Origin of the sequence: Micromonospora sp. WMMD975 (genome assembly GCF_029581215.1) — a bacterium.
Taxonomy (GTDB): domain Bacteria; phylum Actinomycetota; class Actinomycetes; order Mycobacteriales; family Micromonosporaceae; genus Micromonospora.
The window spans coordinates 6,736,091-6,761,158 of sequence record NZ_CP120739.1 but is presented as its reverse complement, the minus strand read 5'-3'; the positions used below and the strand labels follow the sequence as shown (position 1 = coordinate 6,761,158).

The following is a 25,068-nucleotide window of genomic DNA, read 5'->3' as shown; positions in this document are numbered from 1 at the left end:
GACCCGACCGAGGCTGACAGGCTCCTCGGACCCGAGCCACACCGCCGAACGCCCCGACCGGTTCCTCCGGTCGGGGCGTTCGCGGTCATGGCCGACCGTCACCCCTCGCCCGCGAAGACCACCTGGTAGCCGCTGGCGCGCAACGCGCTGATCAGTGTGTCCGAGTGCGCCACCCCGCGGGTCTCCACGGAGAGCGCCACCTCCACCTCGCCGAGCCGCAGGTGCGGGTTGGCCCGCTGGTGCACCACGTCCACCACGTTCGCCCGGTGCTCGGCGATCTCGCTGAGCAGCGAGGCGAGCTGTCCCGGCCGGTCGGTGCAGCGCACCGTGACGCGCAGGAAACGCCCCGCCGCGGCCAGGCCGTGTTCGATCACCCGGAGCATCAGCAGCGGGTCGATGTTGCCGCCGGAGAGCACCGCCACCACGGGCGTGGACACCTCCACCGCACCGGCCATCAGCGCCGCCACGCCTACCGCGCCGGCCGGCTCCACCACCTGCTTGCCGCGCTCCAGGAGCATCAGCAACGCCCGGGAGATGTCCTCCTCGGTGACCGTGACGACGTCGTCGACGAGCTTGCGGACGTGGGTGAAGGTCAGCTCGCCGGGGCGGCCGACGGCGATGCCGTCGGCGATCGTGCCGAAGGAGGGCAGCCGGACCGGCTCGCCGGCCACAAGCGAGGGTGGGAAGGCCGCCGCGCTCGCCGCCTGCACCCCGATCACCCGTACGTCCGGGCGCAGCGCCTTGGCCGCCACCGCGATGCCCGAGACGAGCCCGCCACCACCCACCCCGGTCACGATGGTGCGCACGTCCGGGCACTGCTCCAGGATCTCCAGCGCCACCGTGCCCTGGCCGGCGATGACGTCCGCGTGGTCGAACGGGTGGATGAACACCGCGCCGGTGCGCTCCGCGAAGGTCTGCGCCGCGACGAGCGACTCGTCCACCGTGTTGCCGACGAGTTCGATCCGGGCGCCGTACCCCTTCGTCGCGGCGACCTTCGGCAGCGGCGCGTTCACCGGCATGAAGACGGTGGCGTGCGTGCCGACCAGGTCGGCGGCGAGCGCCACCCCCTGGGCGTGGTTGCCGGCGCTGGCCGCCACCACGCCGCGGGCCCGCTCCGCCGCGGAGAGCCGGGAGATCCGCACGTACGCGCCCCGCACCTTGTACGACCCGGCGCGCTGCACGTTCTCGCACTTGAGCCAGACCGGCCCGCCGAGTTCGGCGCTGAGTGGCCGGGACGGCTCCAGCGGGGTGGTGCGGGTGACGCCGGCGAGCAGTTCCCGCGCGGCCTGTACGTCGGCGAGACCGACCAGTTCCGTCATGCCCCGATCGTGCCATTCGCCCCCGGCGGGACCTGCGCCGACGTCGGACCCACAGCCGCGTTCAGGCGGCGGCCGGCGTCCCGACGCGGGGATAGCCGGGTGCGTGCCGCGCCCACGGCGCCTGCATCTCGAACTGGCCGGCCACGCCGAGCAGCAGCAGCTCCGAGCCGGGCGGCCCGACGAACTGCACGGCGGCCGGCAGCCCGTCCGGGCGACGGCCGACCGGGATCGTGATCGCCGGCAGCCCGGCGATGTTCCACGGCGCGGCGTACGGGGCGTACCTGATGTTCGTCGTCATGTTCGCCAGCCAGGAGCGGCCGGACCAGCCGGCGGCCTCCGGCGGCGGCCCGGCCAGCGCCGGGGTGAGCAGCAGGTCGACCGAGTGGTCGGCGAAGAAGTGCACCGACCGCTCGCGCCAGGCGGCCCGGTCGGCCTCCCGGACGTACCCGCGGCGCTGCGCCCACTCGCCGAGCGCGACGTGCCGGCGGCTGCGCCGCTGGAGCCGGCGCGGGGCCACGCCGGCGGCCCGCACGTCCGCGGCGGCGGCGGCGAACCAGGTGGCGATGCCCTGGAGGCCGAGCCGGGTGGGGTAGACCGGGTCGGCGGGGACGGTGTCGTGCCCGGCGCCGGCCAGCAGCCGGCCGGCGGCGGCGACCGCGTCCCGGTTCGCCGCGTCCGCGGAGACGCCGCGCACCGGGGAACGCAGCGAGACGCCCACCCGCAGCCGCGGCGGCGGCACCAGCGTGGCCGGTCGGCGCCCGGCCAGCACCGAGAAGCCGACCACCGCGTCGGCCACCGTCCCGGTGAGCATGCCGTGCTCGGTGAGGCCGAACCAGTCGTCCGCGCCGAGCTGGCAGGGCACCACGCCCCGGCCGGGTTTGAGCCCGACCAGGCCGCAGCAGGCCGCCGGGATCCGGATCGAGCCGAACCCGTCGTTGCCGTGCGCCATCGGCACCATCCCGGCGGCCACCGCGGCGGCGGCGCCGCCGGAGGAGCCGCCGGGGGTACGCGCCGGGTCCCACGGGTTGCGGGTCACCCCGCTGTCGTCGTCGGTGAGGGCCCACAGGCCCAGCTCCGGCATCCGGGTCACACCGAGGATCACCGCGCCCGCGCCGCGTAACCGGCGGACCACCTCGTGGTCGGCCTCCGCCACGCCGGTACGCATCGCGGCCGACCCGTTCCAGGTGGGCAGGCCGGCCACCGGCGTGTTCTCCTTGACCGCCACCGGCACCCCGGCCAGCGGCAGGTCGGCCAACTCCTCCTGCTCGTCGACCTTCTCCGCCTCGGTGATCGCCTCGCCGCCGCGTACCGTGCGGAACGCGGCGAGCTCGGCGTCGGCCCGGGACACGTGGTCGAGGTGGTCGGCCACCACCTGGGTGGCGGAGACGTCGCCGCGGCGTACCGCGCGGGCGATCTGCTTCGCGGTCGCCCCGACCCAGGTCGTCGGCAAGATGTCCGGCACTGCCACCCTCCGTCGTCCAGCGGTCAGCCCAGTGCCTGCTCCAGATCGGCGAGCAGGTCGTCGACCGTCTCGATGCCGACAGACAGTCGCACGAGATCGGCGGGAACTTCAAGCGGCGAGCCGGCGGCGCTCGCGTGTGTCATCCGGCCCGGATGCTCGATCAGGGACTCCACCCCGCCCAGCGACTCGGCGAGGACGAACAGCCGGGCCCGGTTGCAGATCTCGACGGCGTGCTCCTCGCCGCCCGCCGCGCGGAACGAGATCATGCCGCCGAAACGACGCATCTGCTTGGCCGCCACCTCGTGACCCGGGTGCGACGGCAGGCCCGGGTAGAGGACCTGGGCGACCTTCGCGTTGCCGTCCAGCCAGGCGGCGATCCGCTCGGCGTTGTCGCAGTGCCGGTCCATCCGTACCCCGAGGGTCTTGAGACCGCGCAGGGTGAGCCAGGCGTCGAACGGGCCGTTGACGGCGCCCATCGCGTTCTGGTGGTAGCGCAACTCCTCGCCGAGCGCCCGGTCGGCGGCGACAAGCGCGCCACCGACCACGTCGGAGTGACCGCCGACGTACTTCGTGGTGGAGTGCACCACCACGTCCGCGCCGAACGCGATCGGCTGTTGCAGGTACGGCGAGGCGAACGTGTTGTCGACCACCAGCAGCGCGCCGGCGTCGTGCGCCACGGCGGCCAGGGCGGCGATGTCGGCGATGCCGAGCAGCGGGTTCGTCGGCGTCTCCACCCACACGATCCGGGTGGCGCCGGGCCGGACCGCGGCCCGGACCGCGTCCGGGTCGGAGACCTTCGCCGGGGTGTACGCCAGGCCCCACCGCTCGGCCACCTTCGCGAACAGCCGGTAGGTGCCGCCGTACGCGTCGTCCGGGATCACGACGTGGTCGCCGGGCTTGCAGACGGTCCGCAGCAGCGTGTCCTCGGCGGCCAGGCCACTGGCGAAGGCGAGCCCCACCGGACCGCCCTCCAGCGCGGCCAGGCACTCCTGCAGGGCGTCCCGGGTGGGGTTGCCGGAGCGGCTGTACTCGTAGCCCTCGCGGGGCGCGCCGACGGCGTCCTGGGCGTACGTGCTGGTCTGGTAGATCGGGGGGATCACCGCGCCGGTGCGGGCCTCGGGGTCCTGGCCGGCGTGGATGGCGAGCGTCTCGAAGCCGTGACTCATTACCGAGACGTTAGTCCGCCGGTCCGCTGCGGCGCGGAGAACCCGGCGCGGGTCACAACCGCGAGGTTGTCGGCCGGTCGGCCATACTGGGCCGGTGAGTTCGACCGAAGCGCTGCCCTCCCGCCTGCACGGCGTCGCCGAGCGGATCCCCACGTCCATCGACGAGCTGAAGGGGCCCGAACGCGGCCGGGTCAGCTTGCCGATCAGACTCGCCTGGACCGGGCTGACCACTTTCGATATCGAGGACAGTGGGCAGCGACTGACCTTGTACCGCACTCTGATGGACTGCGGACAGCGCGAGGACATCGCCAGATTCGTCAACCCTGTCCTCCTGCGCGGCGATTGGGCCCGCATCCGCCGGCTGACCGCTCGGCGTGTCATCGCCCTGTGGGAGAGCAGGATGCCGGGATTGACCGCGTAGCCGTGGACGATCTGCACGCGCACCTGTTAAGCATCGGGTTCCGCGCCGGGGACGAGCTCGGCTTGGTCCTCGCGGGCGGCTATGCTCTCGTCGCACATGATCTTGTTCACCGCCCCTCGCGCGACATCGACTTTGCCACCGCCACCGCCCTACCGCTGCCTCTCGTGGCGGGGCGCCTGGCGGCGGCGTACCGGGCCGCGGGCTTCGAATGCCGTGTGGTCGAGGCGACGCCGCGGATGGCCCGGCTGCTGGTCAGCAGTTCGTCCGGCGACTGTGAGGTCGACCTGCTCAAGGAGGCGATCGGTCCGCCGGCCGCGCTGCACGTCGGGCCGGTGCTGGCATTAGAGGACGCGGTGGGTCTCAAGATCAGGGCATTGCACGATCGCGCCGCACATCGCGACTACATCGACGCCAGGGCCGCCAACACGTTGTTGGCATGCACCGAACTGGAAACGTTGGCCGCCCGGCACACCGCCGAATTCTCGCTTCACGAACTCGCCGACCGGCTCGGCGGGGTGGACGAACTCGACGTGGAGACGTTCGCGGCCTACGGCCTCGGTGAGGACGACATCGCAGAACTGCGGCACTGGGCGCGGCGGTGGGAAGCCGACATCCGGGCGCGTCTCGCCAACGGCGAACCCGGCCCGCCGGGCATCCCCGACGACGACTGGGACACCTACCTGGACGCCCTCTGAGAACCCCATCTGCTCTGCCCTCGATCATGAAGTTGACGGCGGCTGGCGTCCCAATTTTCGCTGCCAACTTCATGATCGACGGGGCTTGGTGGAGGAGGGCAACGTGGAGGGGGTTCGGGCTAGCCTGAGCGGATGGGCGGGTGCGTGTTCTGTGGGATCGTGGGCGGTGCGGTGCCGAGCTTCACGGTGACGGACGAGGCGGACGGGGTGGCGTTTCTCGACACCCGGCCGGTGTTCAAGGGGCACGTCCTTGTGGTGCCCCGTACCCACCTGGTGGCGCTGACCGACCTGCCGGCCGACGCCCTGCCCGGCTACTTCCGGCTGGTGCAGCGGATCGCGGCGGCGGTGGAGACCGGTCTCGGCTCCGGTGGAACGTTCGTGGCGATGAACAATAAGGTGTCTCAATCCGTCCCGCACCTGCACACCCACGTGGTGCCCCGGACGAAGGGTGACGGGCTGCGCGGCTTCTTCTGGCCCCGCACCCGCTACGCCGACGACGACGAGGCCACCGGCTACGCGCAACGGATCTCGGCCGCGCTGGCCTGAGCGCGGGACGGGCGGGTAAGGAACCGGGGACCGGCGCTGTTGCACACGCTGGGAAAGCCACGAGAGGAGTCCCACCGTGTTCCTCCGCCGCATGAAGGCCGAGATGATCGCTCCTGACCAGGCCCTGCCGGGCCGCCCGCTCGCCATGCCGGTCGCCGACCGGCACGAGGTGCTGCCCGCCTCGCTGAAGGGCCCCTTCCCCGAGGGCGCGCAGGTCGCCGTCTTCGGCATGGGCTGCTTCTGGGGCGCCGAGCGCCTGTTCTGGACCCTTCCCGGCGTGATCACCACGTCGGCCGGTTACGCGGGCGGTTTCACCACCAACCCGACGTACGAGGAGGTCTGCTCGGGCATGACCGGGCACGCCGAGGTGGTCCAGGTGGTCTACGACCCGTCGAAGATCGCCTACGAGGACCTGCTCAAGGTCTTCTGGGAGAACCACGACCCGACCCAGGGCATGCGCCAGGGCAACGACGTGGGCACGCAGTACCGCTCCGCGATCTACACCACCACGGACGAGCAGCGCGCCGCGGCGGAGGCGTCCCGGGAGGCGTTCGCTCCGATCGTGGCGCGGGCCGGCAAGGGTGAGATCACCACGGAGATCGCCCCGCTTGGCGACTACTACTTCGCCGAGGACTACCACCAGCAGTACCTGGCCCCGACCAAAAATCCGGGTGGTTATTGTAATCATGGCCCTAATGGCATGACTTGTCCAGTTGGTGTAGCCAAGACTGCCTGATCCTTCTGGTCCCACCGTCGCAGGGCCGCCGGATTCCCGACCGGCGGCCCTCGCGTCACCGGTCGTAAACGGTGTTGTCGCGCCCAGACTTGCGGGGAGATCCTGCAGCCCATGACCGTCCAAGATTCCGAGGTGCGCGCCAACTTCGACCGCCGGGTCGGCTCGCTGCGGGGCCGCCGCGTCCTTTCTGTCGGATATTGGGATCTGAGCGGCATGGGGCCGAACACCGAGTGGGACTTCGGCGACTGGCACCACGCCGTGATGGGCGTCCAGTTGGCAACCGATGCCGGTCCGGTGACGGTGACGTGGACTGCAACCTTCTATCCGTACGGCGTCGAGGTCTTCCTGCAACCGATTGACCGCCATGTTAACCGGGACGGGACGGAACGGGTCGGCCCGAGTCCCAATTCGCGCTGGACAGCGGTGCTGGGACAGCCGGTACGCGATGCACAGGTGTCGTGGGAACGTTTCACCATCGGGCCCGTCATGCGGGCGAACGGTCAAGTGACCGGCCGACCGCATGACGTAGACGTCCCCACCGCTCTGCGGTTGGACTTCGACGGTGGCCCAGTGTGGTTCGTCGCCGGTATGCCGCAGTTCCCGGACCCGCAAAGGGTATTCATTCCGGGGGACGAGATCGTGGTCGCGTTCACGGCCTCGAAGATGCGCCAGATGGGCTACACGGACCCGAAATTCATCGCGTGAGCCGGAGAAGCACTAACCCGTTCGCCAAGATCGCAAAACCACGGGCGACAGGCAATACATGCCCCAGGAGAGGCAGACACACATCTACTTTCGTCAGCCGCACCCTGTCAGATTGACCCGGCCAGGCCGGGATACCTGACGCAAATATGCGGTTACATTGAGATGCTTCTATAGCTGTCGGGCTCCCGGTTGGGGCACTAATCCTGCTGTCTTACCGGAAGCGGCAGCCAGGTTCGTCTCCGCTGGAGCACTAGACACCCGCCTCCCGCACCGCCCATGACCTGCGCCGTCACGATGAAAATGGCTCAGCATACAGACTCGGTGCCCACTAATAAATTCCGCGCGGTCGTTCAGTGACCCTCGTTCCATGCAATTCTGTCGCTTTACGAACCACGCGCGCCATCCGTGTAGTGCTTGGAACCCTCATACTCAAAAGGGAAGACGTACGCTTGGAGCGATAAGATTGAATACTGAGCATATGAACGGAAACGCCCCAAGGGATACATGATCCCGCAAAGCCAGCCTCCCGAAGAAGCGAGGTGCGACGCCTCAAAGCTAACCAAATCTGCCGCCGAAGCCATCTGTCCAAATCGCGCCAGTTACCTTCCTCAGTTACAACCGGGTGCCGAGCAACGAATCCCGTCAAATGGGTGAGTGGCACATAACCTGAACAGGAGAACCTGAGAACCTGGTGTTCACTTAGACCACCGTACAAAAGACGCCGCAACTGTGAGAGCAACGTTAGATAGTCGCGGTCCACTCCATTAGAAAGTCGTGCCAAGTTCTGCGTCTTAGCGAGCGGCTGCCGCAAAAGATTTGCATAGATGAGCCTCGAAATCCTTTGCCGAATATCGCGTTCTGGCCGCTTTGCGAGCCCTACGCTTCGCAGTGATATCTTGTGACTCAAGAACTCAACTGAGTCCACGTCTCGGATTTCCGACCCGCCGATTACGCCGGCTGGAGAAAGGATCTGGAGCCCTCGACTCTTAGACTTGCTGATGCCAACTCCAGATTCATTTGACCACTCGAAGAGCATGTCCACCCCTGCTCTAACTGCCGCGTAGTCGGCACCCCAAAGCAAGATGTCGTCGGAAAACCTTGCAAATCCCACGTTAAGTCGCTCAAGAGAGCGGTCTAGCGGCGACAGTGCAATGCCTGACAGAAATAGGCTAATAGAGGTTCCTTGCGGGAAGCCACTTGAGCGATCAGTGTTAGGCACCCGCAGAAACGCCTCCATTATTAGTCGTTCACGCGGGGTCATACGCAGATTTAGCATCTCCATCTGCCGGAACAGGTATCGATGATCTACCGATCCAAAGTAATCTTGTAAGTCATATTCTGCCACAAACAGGCGAGGATGATCGCGCCACTCGCTTGAAATATAAGTAATAGCATCGAAAACATTGATGTCGGCCCTGTAGGCGTAAGATCTACCACTGAGTGCGCCCATATTCTTACTCATCAGCGACCTGTACGTCCGCCTCGAAAGAGCTTCGTCAGGTATACCAAATGATGTAATCATTCTTGAACCGCCTTGCGGTTTCATGACATTAAAAACATACGGCGCGCCCACTGTATAGGTCTTGTTCTTCAAGGATTGCCCGATCCCGTGAGCATAAATACCTGCGCGGGCTCTCACAATAAAGGGATCAAAATCTTTCCTGAACGACCACGACTTAGGCTTAGAGTAAGAGGTTCTCGAAATACCCGCATTCACTCGGCGAGCTTCGCGCTCCATTTCATCGTAGTGCCGCTTTGCGGCACGCTCGAAGCGACGAATACGTGCCTGAGCTATACGAGTCATAGTGGTCGCGAAATCTTCCACGGTTACCCCCTCGAAACAACAGGACCCGCTCAAGGCGGGTCCTGTGCGGCTGGTCGAACCCTGAAAGAGTTGCATTCGCATGCAGATCACAGGTGGCGTTCACCAATGATCCAAAAGGACGGTTGCGCCGTCCAGCTCCGGGTCAAAGCCTACGTTCTCTTGAACGATGCAGAGTATTCTAGCGGAGCAGAGACGTAAGGTCCAGGGCTTGTACAGGCTTAGGGCCAAAAAGCTTTAATGGCCGGCACCACAAGTGCCGCGGGGGCGAGGGCTGCGAGCCAAGGCATCCCAGTAAGAGTCCCGGATGCAAGAACGTGCAAGCGCTCAGACTTCTTCGGCTTAGTTGCCGGCGCAAACTGCGATCGAGCGCGCAAAAAGTCAGCGGTAGTGTGATTCTCGCTCTCATCGAGTAGATCGTCATACTCAGAACTCAGCTTCTCGAAAATTTCCTTCGTGAACTGAGCAGGGTCACCTTTAGCGCTTTCCACCCGGACTGATAGACGTTGTATCTTGCGATAGTTCTGAAACATGTTACGACTTCTAGCGGCATAGCCCATGGCTGATGATGTCAGCGAACCAGCGAAAGTTAGAATTGCGATGAACAGCCAAAGGACATCACCATGAGGCCCGTAAATGTTGCTATCGGCGATCATGCCACTGGCCGCGATAAGGCTCGAAAGCGATAGCGCCACGACAAGGCCATTTATCGCTCGCGATCTTGACTCAAGGCGCTTACACGCCTCAAGTCGAGCCTTGTATGTCCTATATGCTCGGTCTTCCAACTGGGCCAGGCGTTGATCCCAGGTGCCAGCATTACTCATATCCTCCCCAGAGGAATTGACTTTCACTAAATCAGCACGGCGCGCGCCCAATCACGGATCCTAGCCAATCGTGCCATCACTGTACGCGAAGTGCTTGACCACTGAGTGCATCCCACACCCTCGTACGTCCCGATCCAGTTGATCAGTCAGCTCCAGCAGATGAGGATGCAGCTAACCTGGGCCCTTCGTTAAAGGCTTCCTGGTTTCATGATCGAGAATGAGGAAGTACCTTCTGATCCGAGATGATTCGGTTTGTCGAGATCGCCCGTCACGGAAGGCACTTGCCAGGTTAAGGCTACCGGAACCCGTCCTAAGATCACTGTGAGCGCGGAGGGACGCGGCGTGGTCGGACACGCCGCCGTCTGGCTGCTGGCCGATGTTCCTGATGTGACCGGTTTGACCGGCACGTTCGGCGAGGCCCTGGCCGCATTGAGGCAACGGCAGAGCGGCCACGAGCCGGGCCGCGGTGGACCTGCCGGTGATGATCGCCGATGGCGGCGAAGCGCCGCTCCGGCGCCGACGGGCCACGCTTGTCTAACGGCGGGAGCCGCTAGACAAGAGGCCTCGCAGGAGAGCTATGCGAGGCTGGTGCGGCCGAGTTGAAGGGTCACATATAGCCAGCCCGTTCCGAACGGGTTGAGCTGCCCGGTCGGCGTGGCCCGTACCGGAAGCTAGGCTGGCGGACCCCGGGCCTGCGGTGTTCGTCACACCGTGGGCCCGGCGCGTTTCCGGCATCCGAGACAGCAGGGCAGGAATCGAAGGCGTGACGGGCAACCACCCTCGGTGACGGCGCACTGTAGCAAGCTGTCACACGTTCGTCATCGTCTCAACAGGCGAACTGCAACAAGCTCTGGCAGCATTGGCTCGTATGTGCGGACTTGCGGGAGAGTTCCGCCGTGACGGTTCACGTGCCGACGTTTCGGCCGTGGAGCGGATGGCGGCCACGATGAGTGACCGAGGGCCCGACGACAGCGGCGTCTGGTCGCAGGGCCCGACCGCGCTGGGACACCGGCGCCTCAAGATCATCGACTTGTCGGCGGCGAGCGGCCAACCGATCGTGGATGCGGGCTCGGGCCTCACCGGGGTCTTCAACGGCTGCATCTACAACTACCGCGAGCTGCGCGCGGAGCTTCAGGCGAAGGGCCACCGCTTCTTCTCCGCCGGCGACAGCGAGGTCGTGGTCAAGGCGTACGCCGAGTGGGGCCTCGACTTCGTCGACCACCTGATCGGCATGTTCGCGGTGGCGATCAGCGAGCGCGACACCGGCCGTCTGGTGCTGGCCCGGGACCGGCTCGGCATCAAGCCGCTCTACCTGGCCGAGAGCCCCGGTGTGGTGCGCTTCGCCTCCACCCTGCCGGCGCTGCTGGCCGGCGGCGGCGTCGACACCACCATCGACCGGGTGGCGCTCGCCCACTACCTCAGCTTCCACAGCATCGTGCCGCCGCCGCGCACCATCCTGCGCGGCGTCACCAAGCTGCCGCCCGCCACCGTCAAGGTGTACGAGGCGGACGGCACCAGCCGGGAGCGGGTCTACTGGGACCCGTCGTTCGGCCGGGCCGACGAGCGGTCCGGCTGGTCCGAGCGGGACTGGCAGGACGCGCTGCTCGACTCGCTGACCACCGCCGTGCGCCGCCGGATGGTGGCCGACGTGCCGGTGGGCGTGCTGCTCTCCGGCGGCCTCGACTCCAGCCTGGTGGTCGCGTTGCTCGCCGGCGAGGGGCAGGGCCGCTCCGGCCTGGCCACGTTCTCCATCGGCTTCGACGCGGTGGGCGGCCGGGAGGGCGACGAGTTCGTCTACTCCGACCTGGTGGCGAAGACGTTCGGCACCGACCATCACCAGATCCGGGTGCCCACCGGCGACCTGCTGCCGCCGCTGGAGGCCGCCGTCTCGGCCATGAGCGAGCCCATGGTCAGCCACGACTGCGTGGCGTTCTGGCTGCTCAGCCAGGAGGTCGCCCGGCACGTGAAGGTGGTCCAGTCGGGCCAGGGCGCGGACGAGATCCTGGGCGGCTACCACTGGTACCCGCCGCTGGCCGGGGTGGACCGGGAGGCGGCGCTCGACACGTACGCCAAGGCGTTCTTCGACCGCGACGCGGCCGGACTGGCCCGGGTGCTCAACCCGGCGTGGCTGGCCGACGGCGACCCGGCGCGTGAGTTCGTGGCCGCGCACCTGGGCCGGGCCGGCGCGCAGACCGCCGTCGACGCCGGCCTGCGGATCGACACCCAGGTCATGCTCACCGACGACCCGGTGAAGCGGGTCGACAACATGACCATGGCGCACGGGTTGGAGGCCCGGGTGCCGTTCCTCGACCACGAGTTCGTCGAGCTGGCCGCGAGCTGCCCGCCGGAGCTGAAGCTGGCCCAGGGCGGCAAGGGCGTGCTCAAGGAGATCGGCCGGCGGGTCCTGCCGCACGACGTCATCGACCGGCCCAAGGGCTACTTCCCCGTACCCGGACTCACCCACCTGGAGGGCAAGCTGCTCGACCGGGTACGCGACGCGCTCAGCGCCCCGGAGGCGCGCCGTCGCGACCTGTTCCGCGCCGACTACGTCGACGCGCTGCTCGCCGACCCGAATGCCGAACTGACCCCGTTGAACGGAAACAAGCTGTGGCAACTGGGACTCCTGGAAATGTGGCTCCAGAGCCACGGAATCGACTGACCGTGACCGACACCCTCGCCACCGGCACGGCACGCACCGACCGGGAACGGGTGCTGGGCCGGCGCCGGGAACGCACCGGCCCCGGCGGCGACCCGGTCGCCCCCGGTACGCCGGAGCCGCGCCGGCCGTCGCCCGAGTCCGCGGACGCCTCCGGCGTGGTGCTCGACTGCGGTTGGGGCCGGCTGGTCTTCGGTCAGACCTTCACCGACCAGCTCCACGTGGCCGACGTGCTGCGCTCCGAGGCCAACGGCGCCCGGGACATCTGCATCTACCTGCGCGACCCGCACGTGCTTGTCTCCCGGCTGCCGGACGAGCTGTTCATCGACCCGTCGCTCACCTACCGGCTGCCGCTCGGCGAGCGCCGGCCGGCGGCCACCGAGGGCGAGGACATCCCCGGGCTGGCGATCCGGCCGCTGCGCGACGCGGCCGACGCGGACGCGGTGAACCGGATCTACGCCCGCAACGGCATGGTCACCGCCCCGGTCGAGGTGCTGGTGGAGAACGCCGCCACCGACCGGTTCCTGCACCTGGTCGCCGAGGACGCGACAGGCGAGGTGGTCGGCACCATCACCGGCGTGGACCACGTGGCGGTCTTCGCCGACGCGGAGAACGGCGCCAGCCTCTGGTGCCTGACGGTGGACTTCAACACCGCGCCGCCCGGCACCGGCCAGGCGCTGCTCACCGCGCTCGCCGACCGGCTCGACGCGCGCGGCCGGGCGTACGTGGACCTGTCCGTGCTGGCGGAGAACTCCGGCGCGATCCGGCTCTACGAGCGGCTCGGCTTCCACCGCACCGGCACGCTCTGCGTCAAGCGGAAGAACCCGATCAACGAGCGGCTCTTCCTGCCCGCCATGCCGGAGGGGTACGACGAGCTGAACCCGTACGCGAAGATCGTCGCGGACGAGGCGATGCGGCGCGGCATCCGGGTGGAGGTGACCGACCCGCACTGGGGTGAGCTGAAGCTGACGAGCGGCGGCCGGACCATCCACACCCGCGAGTCGCTGTCCGAGCTGACCTCGGCGGTGGCGATGAGCCGCTGCGACGACAAGCGGGTCACCCGGCGCATCCTCACCGAGGCGGGGCTGTCCGTGCCGCGCGGGCGCACCGCCACCGGCGAGCCCGACGACGTGGCGTTCCTGGCCGACGTCGGCCCGGTGGTTGTCAAGCCGGCGCGGGGTGAGCAGGGCAACGGGATCACCGTCGGCGTGCGGACGCCGGAGGCGCTGACCGCGGCCGTCGAGCTGGCCCGGCGGTTCTGCCCGGACGTGTTGATCGAGGAGTTGCGCGCGGGCGAGGACCTGCGGGTGGTGGTGATCGACCACGAGGTGGTGGCCGCCGCGGTGCGCCGGCCGGCGCAGATCACCGGCGACGGGGTCCACGACGTCACCGAGCTGATCGAACGGCAGAGCCGCCGCCGGGCCGCCGCCACCGGCGGCGAGTCCCGGATCCCGATCGACGGCATGACCCGCGAGGTGGTGTCCGAGGCCGGCTACCGGATGCACGACGTGCTCCCCGAGGGGCAGGTGCTGGCGGTCCGGCGGACGGCGAACCTGCACACCGGCGGCACCATCCACGACGTGACCGCCGAGTTGCACCCGGCGATCGCGGAGGCATGCGTGACGGCCAGCCGGGCGCTCGACATCCCGGTCACCGGGCTGGATCTGCTGGTGCCCGCCCCGGACGCGCCGGAACACGTCTTCATCGAGGCGAACGAACGGCCGGGTCTGGCCAACCATGAGCCGCAGCCGACCGCCGAACGGTTCGTCGACCTGCTCTTCCCGGGCACGCGGGCACCGCAGCGACTCTGGTCGCCGGCCGGTGCGGCAGGCTCTGGGGCATGACCGCACGGAAACCCGAACCGCTCAAGCTCGACCTCGAATACCTGCGCCAGGTGCTGGTGGAACTGCTGGAGATCCCCAGCCCGTCCGGGCGTACCGACCACATCCAGCAGTACGTGGGCGAACGGCTCTCCGCGCTCGGGATCAGCTCCACGCTGACCCGGCGCGGGGCGCTGAGCGCCTGCCTGCCCGGGCCCCGGTCGACCGGGGCGGACCGGGCCGTCGTGGTGCACACCGACACCATCGGCGGCATGGTCAAGCGGCTCAAGGAGAACGGCCGGCTGGAGATCAACCCGATCGGCACGCACAGTGCCCGCTTCGCCGAGGGCGCGCACGTGCGGGTCTTCACCGACGACCTGGACCGGGTGGTCACCGGCCAGATCCTTCCGCTGAAGGCGAGCGGGCACCGCTACAACGAGGCGGTCGATCTCCAGGGCGTCGGCTGGGAGCTGGTGGAGGTCCGGGTGGACGAACCGGTGACCGACGAGGCCGGCCTGCGGGCGCTCGGCATCGACACCGGAGACTTCGTCGCGCTGCTGCCCAACCCGTCCATCACCCCCAGCGGGTACGTCAAGTCCCGGCACCTGGACGACAAGGCCGGCGTGGCCGCGGTGCTCACCGCGTTCAAGGCGATGGTCGACGCCGGTGTCACCCCGGCGGTCAGCGCGCACCTGCTGGTCACCGTCACCGAGGAGATCGGCCACGGCGCCAGCCACGGGCTGGACCCGGACGTGGCGGAGATCGTCTCGGTGGACGCGGCGGTGGTCGCGCCCGGCCAGCAGTCCCGGGAGAACGCCGCCACCCTGGCCATGGGCGACGGGGTGGGGCCGTTCGACTACCACCTGACCCGCAACCTGGCCTCGATCGCCAAGGAGCACGGCGTCGACCTGGTCCGGGACGTGTTCGACTACTACCGCTCGGACGCGGCGTCGGCGGTCGAGGCCGGGGCGCACGCCCGGGTGGCGTTGCTCGGCTTCGGCGTGGACGCCACCCACGGCCACGAGCGCACCCACCTGGACGGCCTGCACCACCTCACCCAACTGCTCTGCCTCTATCTGCAGAGCCCGCTGGTGTTCCCGGAGTGGGACGCCGAGCCGGAGGGCGACCTGGCCGACTTCCCGTCGCTGGCGGTGCAGCCCGCCCACGTCGACGGCCCGCGCGAGGGCCCGATCGGCGTGGAGTAGGCGTCTGTGATCGAAATCCGTTGCCGAGGCCGCCGGGAAGTGGATAGCGTGGCGGTACACGGGAAAGGAGGTGGTCCAGACTTGTATAGCAATCGGACTCGTGAGGTGGCTGTCCGCTAGCCGCTGTCCTCGACAGTGACCATCGTCCGCCGCGAGGCGGGCACAGCACGATCGTCGAGACCGTGTGGCAGCGGTGCGGCGAAACCACGACAGCCACCCGACCCCCGGGGTGCCGGCCACAGTCCAGCCGGCCCGCGCGCGAGCGCGGAAGCCCCGGGGGTCGCTTCATGTCCGGAGGCGGCCTTGTCCATGCGTGAACTGGTGGTCCTGGGCACGGCCAGCCAGGCCCCGACCCGGGCCCGCAACCACAACGGCTACCTGCTGCGCTGGGACGACGAGGTGATCCTCTTCGACCCGGGCGAGGGCAGCCAGCGTCAGATGCTGCACACCGGCGTCACCGCCACCGACCTGACCCGGATCTGCGTCACCCACTTCCACGGCGATCACTGCCTCGGGCTGCCCGGCATGATCCAACGGCTCTCCCTGGACCGGGTGCCACACCCGGTGGCCGTCCACTTCCCGGCCGGCGGCGCGGAATACTTCGCCCGGCTGCGCCACGCGTCGAGCTTCCACGAGACCGCCGAGCTGGCCGTCGAGCCGATCCACGCCGACGGGCAGGAGATCGCGCTCGGCGTCGGCACGCTTGAGGCCCGCCGGCTGCGGCACCCCGTCGAGACGTACGGCTACCGCCTGGTCGAGCCGGACGGCTGCCGGCTGCTCCCGGAGCGGCTGTCCGCGTACGGCATCGCCGGTCCGGCCGTGGGCGAGCTGCTCCGCGCGGGCCACCTGGACCTCGACGGGCGTCGCGTCAGCCGCGACGAGGTGAGCGTCACCCGACCGGGGCAGCGATTCGCGTTCGTGATGGACACCGGGCTCTGCGACGGGGTGTACGCCCTCGCCGAACACGCCGACCTGCTGGTCATCGAGTCGACGTTCTGCGAGTCGGAGGCCGCGCTCGCCGCCGAGGTCGGCCACCTCACCGCCGGCCAGGCCGCGCGGGTGGCGGCCGAGTCGGGGGTACGCACGCTCGTGCTCACCCACTTCTCCCAGCGGTACGCCGACCCGCGCCGGTTCCACGACGAGGCCCGGCGACACTTCACCGGGGAGTTGGTGATCGCCGAGGACCTGGGCACGGTGCCGGTGCCACCCCGACGGGTACCGTCGCCCGGGTGACGCTCTCCCTACGCCCCGCTACCGAGGCCGACCTGATGGCGGTCGGCGCTCTGCACCAGCGTTCCCGGGTGGCGGCGTACTCGTCGTTCCTGCCGCCGGAGGCGCTTGCCGACCCGACCCCGGAGGCGATGGGCCGATACTGGGTGGAACGGCTCACCTGGGAGGGCGTGGACCACCGGATGACCGTGGCCGAGCGGGACGGGCGGCTGGTGGGCTTCAGCTATCTGGGCCCGGACGACGAGGGCGACCCGGCGACCGGGCTGCTCCACGCCATCCACCTGGAGCCGGACGAGCGGGGCCGGGGCACCGGCCGGGCGCTGATGGTGGACGCCCTGGACGCGATCCGGGCCCGTGGTTGGACCCGGGCCGCGCTGTGGGTGCTGCGGGACAACGCCGCCGCACGCCGCTTCTACGAGCGCGGCGGCTGGCACGCCACCGGCGGCCACCTCACCGAACGCATCGGCCCCGTCACCGTCCCCCAGCTCCGCTACACCCGTCCGGTGTAAGGAGGGGCCCCCGCTTAACGCATTCGGTAGAGGAAGGGCCCCCGCTTAACACGCCCTCCCGCTTAACACGCGCTCACGCGCCTCGCTCAGCGGGCGCCGAGGTGGGCCAGCAGGTCCTGGCGGGTCAGCACGCCCCGCGGCTTGCCGTCGACGAGCACGAGCGCCGCGTCGGCCTTCTCCAGCAGCCCGACCGCCTCGCTGACCGGCTGCCCCCCACCGATCATCGGCAGCGGCTCGCCCATGTGCCGCTCGATCGTGTCGTGCAGGTGCGCCTGGCCGGTGAAGAGCGCGTCGAGCAGGTCCTTCTCGGCGATCGAGCCGGCCACCTCGCCGGTCACCACCGGCGGCTCGGCCTTCAGCACGGGGAGCTGGGAGACGCCGTACTCGCGCATGTAGTCGATGGCGTCGCGGACCGTCTCGGTCGGGTGGACGTGCACCAGCTCGGGCAGGCCGCCCGGCTTGCTGCCGAGCGCGTCGGCCACGGTCGGCTCGGTGCCGGCGTCGGCCAGGAAGCCGTACCGGGCCATCCACCGGTCGTTGAAGATCTTGGACAGGTAGCCCCGACCGCCGTCCGGCAGCAGCACCACGACCACGTCGTCCGGCCCGGCCTTGCGGGCCACCTCCAGCGCGCCCACCACGGCCATGCCGCAGGAGCCGCCGACCAGCAGCCCCTCCTCGCGGGCCAGCCGCCGGGTCATCTCGAACGACTGCTTGTCCGACACCTCGACGATCTCGTCGGCGATCCCGCGGTCGTACGTCGCCGGCCAGAAGTCCTCACCGACGCCCTCGACCAGGTACGGCCGGCCGCTGCCGCCGGAGTAGACCGAGCCCTCCGGGTCCGCGCCGATCACTTTGACCCGGCCCTCGGACGCCTCCTTCAGGTAGCGGCCGATGCCGGAGATGGTGCCGCCGGTGCCGACGCCGGTGACGAAGTGGGTGATCCGGCCCTCGGTCTGCCGCCACAGTTCCGGGCCGGTGGTCTCGTAGTGCGAACGCGGGTTGGCCGGGTTGCTGTACTGGTCCGGCTTCCACGCGCCGGGGATCTCCCGGGCCAGCCGGTTGGAGACGTTGTAGTAGGAGCGCGGGTCCTCCGGCGCGACGGCCGTCGGGCAGACCACCACTTCGGCGCCGTACGCCCGCAGCACGTCCTGCTTGTCCTGGCTGACCTTGTCCGGGCAGACGAAGACGCAGCGGTAGCCCTTGAGCTGGGCCACCAGGGCCAACCCGACGCCGGTGTTGCCGCTTGTCGGCTCCACGATCGTGCCGCCCGGCCCGAGGATGCCGGCCTTCTCGGCGTCCTCCACCATGCGCAGCGCGATCCGGTCCTTGACCGAGCCGCCCGGGTTGACGTATTCCACCTTCGCCAGCACGGTCGCCTGGATGCCCTCGGTGACGTTGCGCAGGCGTACCAGCGGGGTGTTGCCGATCAACTCGACGACGTTGTCGTAGTACTGCACCTCGTTGTGCCCTTCGTCGCGCCGCCGTCGTGGGGCGGTCGGTCAGCCGGTTTCGTCGCCAGCGTACGTGCCGTCAGGGGGCCACATGCCCGGGGATGACGGAGCTACGGCGCGCCTCCCACTCCAGGAATCGCTCCGTCTCGGCGAGCACGCTGCCGGCCAGCCAGGTGACCATGACCGCGTCGTCGGCCAACCCGAAGATCGCCAGCGGGATCTCCGGCAGCAGGTCGATCGGGGAGACGACGTACGCCGCCGCCCCGGCCATCAGCGCCAGCCGCAGCCCACCGTCGTACTCCCCCCGGCTGGTGGCCCGGATCATCCGGGGCAGCGCCGCCATCCGGGTGCCGAGCGACGGCCCGCGTCGCGCGCCGGCCGCCAGTGCCCGGGCCAGCGCGGCGAACGCGGCGCTGCGCTTCAACGTCTTCCCCATGTTTCCGCCCTTCTCCGCTGGACCAGGGTGCGTCACCCGGGCAAGCCCACCCCACTGGTACCCAGAACGGTCACCGTCCAGCCGCCCGATCAAGGACAGCGATGGTCGTGCCGGCGCGATACTGTCGGCTCATGGGGGACGCTGGTTCCGTGGCGCCGGTCCGCCGGCGACGCGCCCGGCAGATCGCCCGCCTGGCGGCGATCGGCACGGGCGCCACGGTGGCGGCCACGGCCGCCACCGGCGGGGTGCTGCTCGGCCAGGCCCGGCAGGCCCGCCGCACCATCCCGATGGCGCAGGCCCCGCCGCCGCGCTGTGACGGCGTCTACGGCGCGAGGTTCCCCGGCCCGCCGGTCACCATGGTCGTCCTCGGTGACTCCTCCGCCGCCGGCTACGGCGTCTACCGGCGTCGGGAGACGCCCGGCTCCCTGCTGGCCACCGGGCTATCCCGCCGCCTGCACCGGCCGGTCCGGCTGCACCGCTTCGCCGTGGTGGGCGCCCTGTCGGCCGGCCTGAAGCCGCAGGTCGAGTCCGCGCTGGAGGTCGAGCCGGACATCGCCGTGGTGCTTGTCGGCGGCAACGACGTCACCAACCGCACCCCGCTTGCGCTGGCCGTGCGCTATCTGGTCGACGCGGTCCGCACGCTACGCGCCGCCGGCTGCGAGGTGGTCGTCGGCACCTGCCCCGACCTGGGCACTATCCGGCCGATCCAGCCTCCGCTGCGCTGGCTGGCCCGGCGGTGGAGCCGGCAACTGGCCGCCGCCCAGACGGTGGCGGTGGTGGAGGCGGGTGGCCGGACGGTCTCCCTCGGCGACCTGCTGGGGCCGCGGTTCGCCGCCGAGCCCGGCCGGATGTTCGCCTGGGACCGGTTCCATCCCTCGGCGGAGGGGTACGCGATGGCCGCGGCGGCACTGCTGCCCACCGTGCTCTCGGCGCTGGAGGCGGCGCCCGAACGCCGTCCTTCGCTCAGCGGTCTGGAGGGCGTACGGTCGCTTCCGAAGGCGGCTCAGGAGGCGGCCCGGCACGCCGGCACGGAGGTCACCGGCGCCCAACTGCGGGGCCGCGACCGCGGGCCGGGCGGCCGGTGGGCGCAGCTTCGCCGACGGGCCTTCTTCGGTGTCGGCGCGGTGTCGGCGACCGGCGCCGCGGCCGACCCGGCCACACTTGAGGGAACGGCATGAGCGAGCGCAGCGAGCGAATCAGCAAGCTCAGGGCGAACGTGCCTCATGACGGCACGCAGCGAAGCGGAGTGCCGGCATGAGCGAGCGCAGCGAGCGAATCAGCAAGCTCAGGGCGAACGTGCCTCATGGCGGCACGCAGCGAAGCGGAGTGCCGGCATGAGCGAGCGCAGCGAGGTGATGGCATGAGCGGACCGAACGAGACGGCAGCCCGGTGGGGCCGGGCCGCGGCCCTGTCGCTGCTGGCCGGCACCGTGGGTGGCGCGGCGGTGCTCGCCGGCCAGGCCATCGCCGCCCGCAGCCGCGAGTACGCCCAGCCCGAGCTGGGTCTCGTGCTGCGCGCCACGGTCGGCCGGGCCGATGCGCCGCCGCTGCGGCTGGTGCTGCTCGGCGACTCGTCGGCGCTCGGCGTGGGTGTCGACCGGTTCGAGGAGACCATCGGCGGCCAGCTCGCCCTCCTACTTGCCGAGGGGCCGGCCGGCCGGCGGGTGCACCTGTCGAGCGTCGGGGTTTCCGGCTCCCGCGCCAACGACCTCGCCACCCAGGTGGCCCGCGCGCTGCTCGGTGAGCGACCCGACGTGGCGGTGGTGCTGATCGGGGCGAACGACGCCACCGCCCTGACCCGCCCGGCCGACGCGGCGGCCTACCTCGGCTCGGCGGTGCGCCGGCTCCGCGAGGCGCACGTCGAGGTCGTGGTGGGCACCTGCCCCGATCTCGGCGCGGTACGCGCGGTCGCCGCCCCGCTGCGCCAGGTGCTCGGCTGGTCCGGGCGGCGGATGGCACGGGCCCAGACGGTGGCCGTGCTCGACGCCGGCGGCACCGTGGTCGACCTGGGGACCGAGACCGGCCCGGTGTTCCGGGCCGACGCCGGCACACTCTGCCACGACGGTTTCCATCCGTCCGCGGACGGCTACCGGGTCTGGGCGCACGCGTTGCTCCCGGCGGTCGCGGCCGCCGCGGCGGTCGCGTTCCGGCACCACCGACGGCCGCCGGCGGGGTGACATTTCCCGCCCGGCGCGCGGCTTCCACCGCAAGTTACCCGCAGGTTAACGTTGGTTCATGCCGATTGAGTCGCCCCGCGACGCCGTCATCGTCGCCACCGCCCGGTCCCCCATCGGCCGCGCGTTCAAGGGTTCCCTGCGCGAGGTCCGCCCGGACGACCTCGCCGCCACCATCGTCCAGGCCGCCCTCGACAAGGTCCCGGCGCTCGATCCCACCACCATCGACGACCTCTACCTCGGGTGCGGTCTGCCCGGCGGGGAGCAGGGGTTCAACATGGCCCGGGTGGTCGCCACCCTGCTGGGCCTGGACGGGCTGCCGGGCGCCACGCTGACCCGCTACTGCGCCTCGTCGTTGCAGACCACCCGGATGGCGATGCACGCGATCCGGGCCGGTGAGGGCGACGTGTTCGTCTCCGCCGGGGTGGAGATGGTCTCCCGGTACGCGCGGGGCAACTCGGACACGCTGCCGCCGGAGGCGCAGGCGCTTGTCGGCGGCGGTTGGGAGAATCCACGCTTCGCCGAGGCGCGGGAGCGTTCGCAGGCCCGCGCGCAGGCCGGCGCCGAGGTGTGGACCGACCCGCGGGAGGCCGGCGCGCTGCCGGACGTCTACCTCGCCATGGGTCAGACCGCGGAAAACCTGGCCCAGGTGTACGACGTGAGCCGCGAGGACATGGACGCGTTCGGCGTCCGCAGCCAGAACCTGGCCGAGAAGGCGATCGCGGACGGCTTCTGGGCCCGCGAGATCACCCCGGTCACGACGCCGGACGGCACCGTGGTCAGCACCGACGACGGCCCGCGTGCGGGGGTGACCCTGGAGGCCGTGGCCGGGCTCAAGCCGGTGTTCCGCCCGGACGGCCGGATCACCGCCGGCAACTGCTGCCCGCTCAACGACGGCGCCGCCGCGGTGGTGATCATGAGTGCCGGCCGGGCGGCCGAGCTGGGCCTCACCCCGCTGGCCCGGATCGTCTCCACAGGCGTCACCGCGCTCTCCCCCGAGATCATGGGGCTCGGCCCCGTCGAGGCGTCGAAGCAGGCGCTGAAGCGGGCCGGCATGACCATCGACGACGTCGACCTGGTGGAGATCAACGAGGCGTTCGCCGCCCAGGTGATCCCGTCGTACCGGCAGCTCGGCATCCCGGAGGAGAAGCTGAACGTGGCCGGCGGCGCGATCGCGGTCGGCCACCCGTTCGGCATGACCGGTGCCCGGATCACCGGCACCCTGCTCAACGCCCTGGAGTGGCACGACCGGACCATCGGCCTGGAGACCATGTGCGTCGGCGGTGGCCAGGGCATGGCCATGGTGCTCGAACGGCTCAACTGAGGCCGATTCGCGACGGCGCGAACCGGGTACCGCACTCGGCATGGCGACCGTCGTGGAACGCGAGCGCAAGTTCTCCGGCGATGATGGTTTCCAACTGCCCGACCTGACGGGGTGCGGTGGCGTCGCGACGGTGTCCGACGCCACCGCCCTGGAACTGGACGCCGTCTACTGGGACACCGACGACCTGCGGCTGCTCCGCAGCGGCCACGCGCTGCGGCGGCGTACCGGCGGGCACGACGCCGGCTGGCACCTGAAGGTGGGCGCGGTCGGTGGCGCGCGGGTGGAGCACCAGTTCCCGGCCGGCGCGTCCGGCGCCGGCCCGCCGGCCGAGCTGGCCGCGCTGATCCGGGGCGCGTCCCGGGGCCGCCCGGTGGCCCCGGCGGCCCGGGTCGTCAACCACCGCCGGGAGCGGCGGCTGCTGGCCTCCGACGGCCGGGTGCTGGCCGAGGTCGCCGAGGACGACGTCCGGTCCGAGGACCTGCTCGACGGCACCACGCAGAGCTGGTACGAAGTCGAGGTCGAGCTGGTCGACGGCGACGAGGACCTGCTCGACGCGGTGGCCGTCCGGCTGTCCGGGGCCGGCGCCCGCGAGGTGCCGGTCAGCAAGTCGCACCGAGCGGTCGCGCACCGGCTCGCGCGCTTCGACACCCGGCCGCCCGCCGACGCGGCCGGGCCGGTCATCGGGTACGCCCGGGAGCAGCGCGACACGATCGTCGCCAACCACGCGGCGGCGTACCAGGGGGACGAGGACGCGGTCCACGACATGCGTGTGGCGGTCCGCCGGCTCCGGGCCACGCTGCGCACGTTCCGCGGCCTGTGGGCCCGGCGGGAGAGCGAGGCGGTGCGGGCCGAGCTGCGCTGGCTCGGTGGCGAGCTGGGCGCGGTGCGCGACCACCAGGTGATGGCCGGCCGGCTGGCCGCGGCGGTGCACGAGCTGCCGGACGATCTGGTGCTCGGTCCGGTCGCCGCGCGGACCGGCGAACGGTTCGCCGCCGACCTGGCCGAGGCGACCACCGCGTTGCGGGCCGCGCTGGACTCCGACCGCTACCCCGAGCTGCTGACCCGCCTGGACCGGCTGCTCGACGGCCCGGCGGGCGAGGTCGACAGTCGTTGGGTGGACCGCCGGGTACGCCGGGTGGTGCGCCGCGCCGACGAGCGGCTGGACCGGGCGCTCGCCGGTGGCGGCCCGGCCGGCGACGCCGCCCTGCACGAGGCGCGCAAGAAGTACAAGGCGGCCCGGTACGCGGCGGAGGTGCGCGAGCCCGCCGTCGGGAAGCCGGCCACCCACCTGGTGAAGCGGTTCAAGCGGCTCCAGGACCTGCTCGGCACGCACCAGGATTCGGTGGTGACCCGGGAGGTGCTGCTCCGCCACGCGCTCCGGGCGTACGCCGAGGGCGAGAACACGTTCACCTACGGCCTGCTGCACGCCCGCCAGGCGGAGACCGCCGGGCACGACCTGCCGGCGGTGCTGCGGGCGCGGGACCGGGCCCGGCGGCGCAAGGTACGCCGCTGGCTGAGCCGCTGACCGCTGGGCCACCGGGCGCCGTTATGCGTTGGCAGAGTCCTCCGACGGTCCTAGCAACGACCTTTCTCACTCTCCCGGCGGCCCTCCGCCGGCTCCTGCGTCAGCTCCGGCCCTGAGACGGCCTTCCCGTGCGGCGGCGGGAGGGCCTATGTCGGCGCCTAGAAACTTGATGACGCAGATGAGTCAGGACAGCGCCTCGGTCCGCTTGGACAGCGGCCGTGTCCAACCGGACCTTGCCCCACCCGGACTCCATCCCCGCCCGGACCTCGCCCGCCCGGCCCTCGCTCCCGCCTTGCCCGACGCCGCACCTACCCGGCAGGGCAACTCCGGACCTCACACTGCCGGCTGATCCATTCACGCCATCAAGTTTGTAGCGCCCGGAGAGGCACCCGTTCGGGTAGAGGCGTCACCTCACCGCGACGACCGCCGTGTGACAAGGCCGGCTTGCGACATCCCGGCCGGGCACAGCGTCAGGTCGCCGAACTAACGGAGTTCTGTGCACTGGAAATGCCGCCACTTCGGCGGGTTGGGCCGGGAAGAACACCCGCAATCAGGGCGAAGCAGGAACCTCCAGACCACGCCAGCGCCCAAAGGCACGCCGGCATCCGAAGGCACGCCGGCATCCGAAGGCACGCCGGCATCCGAAGGCACGCCAGCGCCCAAAGGCGCGCCGGCATCGAGGTGCACCGTGTCGGACGGCTGCCGCTAGAGGGCGGAGCGGGTGCAGGTCACCGCTTCGGCGGCGCCGGCCAGCACGGGCTCCGGCGGCGCGGCCAGGGCCAGGTCGGCGGCGACCACCCGGAGCTGGTCGGGCAGGGCCAGGTCACTGGGGAGCCGGGGCACCTGACGGCGCGGCTCGCCGGCCACGTCCGCCGCCAGGTTGGCGATCTCCTGGACCAGCTTGTGCACCAGGTCGGCTCGGGACACGTTGCCTCCCTCGGCCGGCGCCGACCAGCGCGGCTGCTGCCAGTGCCCGACCTGTCGGACCAGCAGGGTCACCGCCCGGTCCAGCTCCGCTGCGCTCATCGCCGCCGAGTCTACGG

The 25,068-nt window shown here is 70.5% G+C and carries 22 protein-coding genes and 1 pseudogene; 15 read left to right on the top strand and 8 right to left on the bottom strand.

What is annotated here, in order from left to right:
* Positions 1-98 precede the first annotated feature (98 nt).
* From ilvA to O7613_RS30570, 3 genes are all read right to left on the bottom strand, one after another.
* Complete coding sequence (gene ilvA / locus O7613_RS30580) at positions 99-1,319, bottom strand: threonine ammonia-lyase (RefSeq protein ID WP_281584887.1); 1,221 nt, start codon at positions 1,317-1,319, stop codon at positions 99-101.
* Between the two features lie 61 nt (positions 1,320-1,380).
* Positions 1,381-2,787, bottom strand: coding sequence for an amidase (locus O7613_RS30575; RefSeq protein WP_281584888.1), 1,407 nt, complete (start codon positions 2,785-2,787; stop codon positions 1,381-1,383).
* A 17-nt stretch (positions 2,788-2,804) separates the two neighbouring features.
* Complete coding sequence (locus tag O7613_RS30570) at positions 2,805-3,947, bottom strand: cystathionine gamma-synthase (RefSeq protein WP_281584889.1); 1,143 nt, start codon at positions 3,945-3,947, stop codon at positions 2,805-2,807.
* A gap of 94 nt (positions 3,948-4,041) precedes the next feature.
* On the opposite strand from O7613_RS30570, the gene O7613_RS30565 reads away from it, so the two are divergent.
* The 5 genes from O7613_RS30565 to O7613_RS30545 all read left to right on the top strand — a co-directional run bounded on the left by O7613_RS30565 (position 4,042) and on the right by O7613_RS30545 (position 7,050).
* Entirely contained in the window at positions 4,042-4,368 is a 327-nt protein-coding gene (locus O7613_RS30565; RefSeq protein ID WP_282291282.1) for a hypothetical protein, read from the top strand.
* Positions 4,369-4,370: 2 nt separating this feature from the next.
* Positions 4,371-5,063 carry a nucleotidyl transferase AbiEii/AbiGii toxin family protein gene (locus O7613_RS30560; RefSeq protein WP_282291279.1) on the top strand — a complete coding sequence of 231 codons (693 nt, stop codon included), beginning with the start codon at positions 4,371-4,373 and terminating at the stop codon, positions 5,061-5,063.
* Between the two features lie 132 nt (positions 5,064-5,195).
* Positions 5,196-5,609 carry an HIT family protein gene (locus O7613_RS30555; RefSeq protein ID WP_282291277.1) on the top strand — a complete coding sequence of 138 codons (414 nt, stop codon included), beginning with the start codon at positions 5,196-5,198 and terminating at the stop codon, positions 5,607-5,609.
* Positions 5,610-5,685: 76 nt separating this feature from the next.
* Positions 5,686-6,345, top strand: coding sequence for a peptide-methionine (S)-S-oxide reductase MsrA (gene msrA / locus O7613_RS30550; protein WP_282291276.1), 660 nt, complete (start codon positions 5,686-5,688; stop codon positions 6,343-6,345).
* 111 nt (positions 6,346-6,456) lie between these two features.
* The gene (locus tag O7613_RS30545) at positions 6,457-7,050 is read left to right on the top strand and encodes a hypothetical protein (protein WP_282291275.1); all 594 of its coding nucleotides are present in this window, start codon (positions 6,457-6,459) and stop codon (positions 7,048-7,050) included.
* A gap of 328 nt (positions 7,051-7,378) precedes the next feature.
* Here the strand turns inward: O7613_RS30545 and O7613_RS30540 are convergent, their stop codons facing one another.
* Both O7613_RS30540 and O7613_RS30535 read right to left on the bottom strand, forming a co-directional pair.
* Positions 7,379-8,875, bottom strand: coding sequence for a reverse transcriptase domain-containing protein (locus O7613_RS30540; RefSeq protein WP_282291271.1), 1,497 nt, complete (start codon positions 8,873-8,875; stop codon positions 7,379-7,381).
* 218 nt (positions 8,876-9,093) lie between these two features.
* Positions 9,094-9,747 (bottom strand): SLATT domain-containing protein, encoded by a 654-nt coding sequence (locus O7613_RS30535; RefSeq protein WP_282291269.1) that lies wholly within the window; start codon positions 9,745-9,747, stop codon positions 9,094-9,096.
* A gap of 201 nt (positions 9,748-9,948) precedes the next feature.
* Between O7613_RS30535 and O7613_RS30530 the strand changes: the two are divergent.
* The 6 genes and pseudogenes from O7613_RS30530 to O7613_RS30505 all read left to right on the top strand — a co-directional run.
* Positions 9,949-10,201: pseudogene (locus O7613_RS30530) on the top strand (IS1380 family transposase); the annotation flags it as partial.
* 363 nt (positions 10,202-10,564) lie between these two features.
* On the top strand, positions 10,565-12,355 hold the full coding sequence (locus O7613_RS30525; RefSeq protein WP_282291266.1) for an N-acetylglutaminylglutamine amidotransferase: 1,791 nt from the start codon (positions 10,565-10,567) through the stop codon (positions 12,353-12,355).
* 2 nt (positions 12,356-12,357) lie between these two features.
* Positions 12,358-14,196 carry an N-acetylglutaminylglutamine synthetase gene (gene ngg, locus O7613_RS30520; protein ID WP_281584895.1) on the top strand — a complete coding sequence of 613 codons (1,839 nt, stop codon included), beginning with the start codon at positions 12,358-12,360 and terminating at the stop codon, positions 14,194-14,196.
* Complete coding sequence (locus O7613_RS30515) at positions 14,193-15,377, top strand: osmoprotectant NAGGN system M42 family peptidase (protein WP_282291265.1); 1,185 nt, start codon at positions 14,193-14,195, stop codon at positions 15,375-15,377. The genes ngg and O7613_RS30515 overlap by 4 nt, the downstream gene beginning before the upstream one ends.
* Positions 15,378-15,680: 303 nt before the next feature.
* Positions 15,681-16,610, top strand: coding sequence for a ribonuclease Z (locus tag O7613_RS30510; protein WP_282291263.1), 930 nt, complete (start codon positions 15,681-15,683; stop codon positions 16,608-16,610).
* The gene (locus tag O7613_RS30505) at positions 16,607-17,116 is read left to right on the top strand and encodes a GNAT family N-acetyltransferase (protein WP_282291262.1); all 510 of its coding nucleotides are present in this window, start codon (positions 16,607-16,609) and stop codon (positions 17,114-17,116) included. Before O7613_RS30510 ends, O7613_RS30505 begins: the two co-directional genes overlap by 4 nt.
* Positions 17,117-17,202: 86 nt before the next feature.
* Here O7613_RS30505 and O7613_RS30500 read toward each other — a convergent pair whose 3' ends face one another.
* Both O7613_RS30500 and O7613_RS30495 read right to left on the bottom strand, forming a co-directional pair.
* Positions 17,203-18,573 carry a cystathionine beta-synthase gene (locus O7613_RS30500; RefSeq protein WP_281584899.1) on the bottom strand — a complete coding sequence of 457 codons (1,371 nt, stop codon included), beginning with the start codon at positions 18,571-18,573 and terminating at the stop codon, positions 17,203-17,205.
* 73 nt (positions 18,574-18,646) lie between these two features.
* Positions 18,647-19,003 (bottom strand): YkvA family protein, encoded by a 357-nt coding sequence (locus O7613_RS30495; protein WP_281584900.1) that lies wholly within the window; start codon positions 19,001-19,003, stop codon positions 18,647-18,649.
* A gap of 131 nt (positions 19,004-19,134) precedes the next feature.
* On the opposite strand from O7613_RS30495, the gene O7613_RS30490 reads away from it, so the two are divergent.
* The 4 genes from O7613_RS30490 to O7613_RS30475 all read left to right on the top strand — a co-directional run bounded on the left by O7613_RS30490 (position 19,135) and on the right by O7613_RS30475 (position 24,025).
* Positions 19,135-20,181 (top strand): SGNH/GDSL hydrolase family protein, encoded by a 1,047-nt coding sequence (locus O7613_RS30490; protein ID WP_282291260.1) that lies wholly within the window; start codon positions 19,135-19,137, stop codon positions 20,179-20,181.
* 182 nt (positions 20,182-20,363) lie between these two features.
* Positions 20,364-21,179: an SGNH/GDSL hydrolase family protein gene (locus O7613_RS30485; protein WP_282291258.1), complete on the top strand. Its 816-nt coding sequence runs from the start codon at positions 20,364-20,366 to the stop codon at positions 21,177-21,179.
* A gap of 58 nt (positions 21,180-21,237) precedes the next feature.
* Positions 21,238-22,500 carry an acetyl-CoA C-acetyltransferase gene (locus tag O7613_RS30480; protein ID WP_281584903.1) on the top strand — a complete coding sequence of 421 codons (1,263 nt, stop codon included), beginning with the start codon at positions 21,238-21,240 and terminating at the stop codon, positions 22,498-22,500.
* Between the two features lie 40 nt (positions 22,501-22,540).
* Positions 22,541-24,025, top strand: a complete 1,485-nt coding sequence (locus tag O7613_RS30475) for a CHAD domain-containing protein (protein WP_282291256.1) — start codon at positions 22,541-22,543, stop codon at positions 24,023-24,025.
* Between the two features lie 705 nt (positions 24,026-24,730).
* Here O7613_RS30475 and O7613_RS30470 read toward each other — a convergent pair.
* Entirely contained in the window at positions 24,731-25,051 is a 321-nt protein-coding gene (locus O7613_RS30470) for a hypothetical protein (RefSeq protein ID WP_282291254.1), read from the bottom strand.
* Between the last annotated feature and the right edge of the window lie 17 nt (positions 25,052-25,068).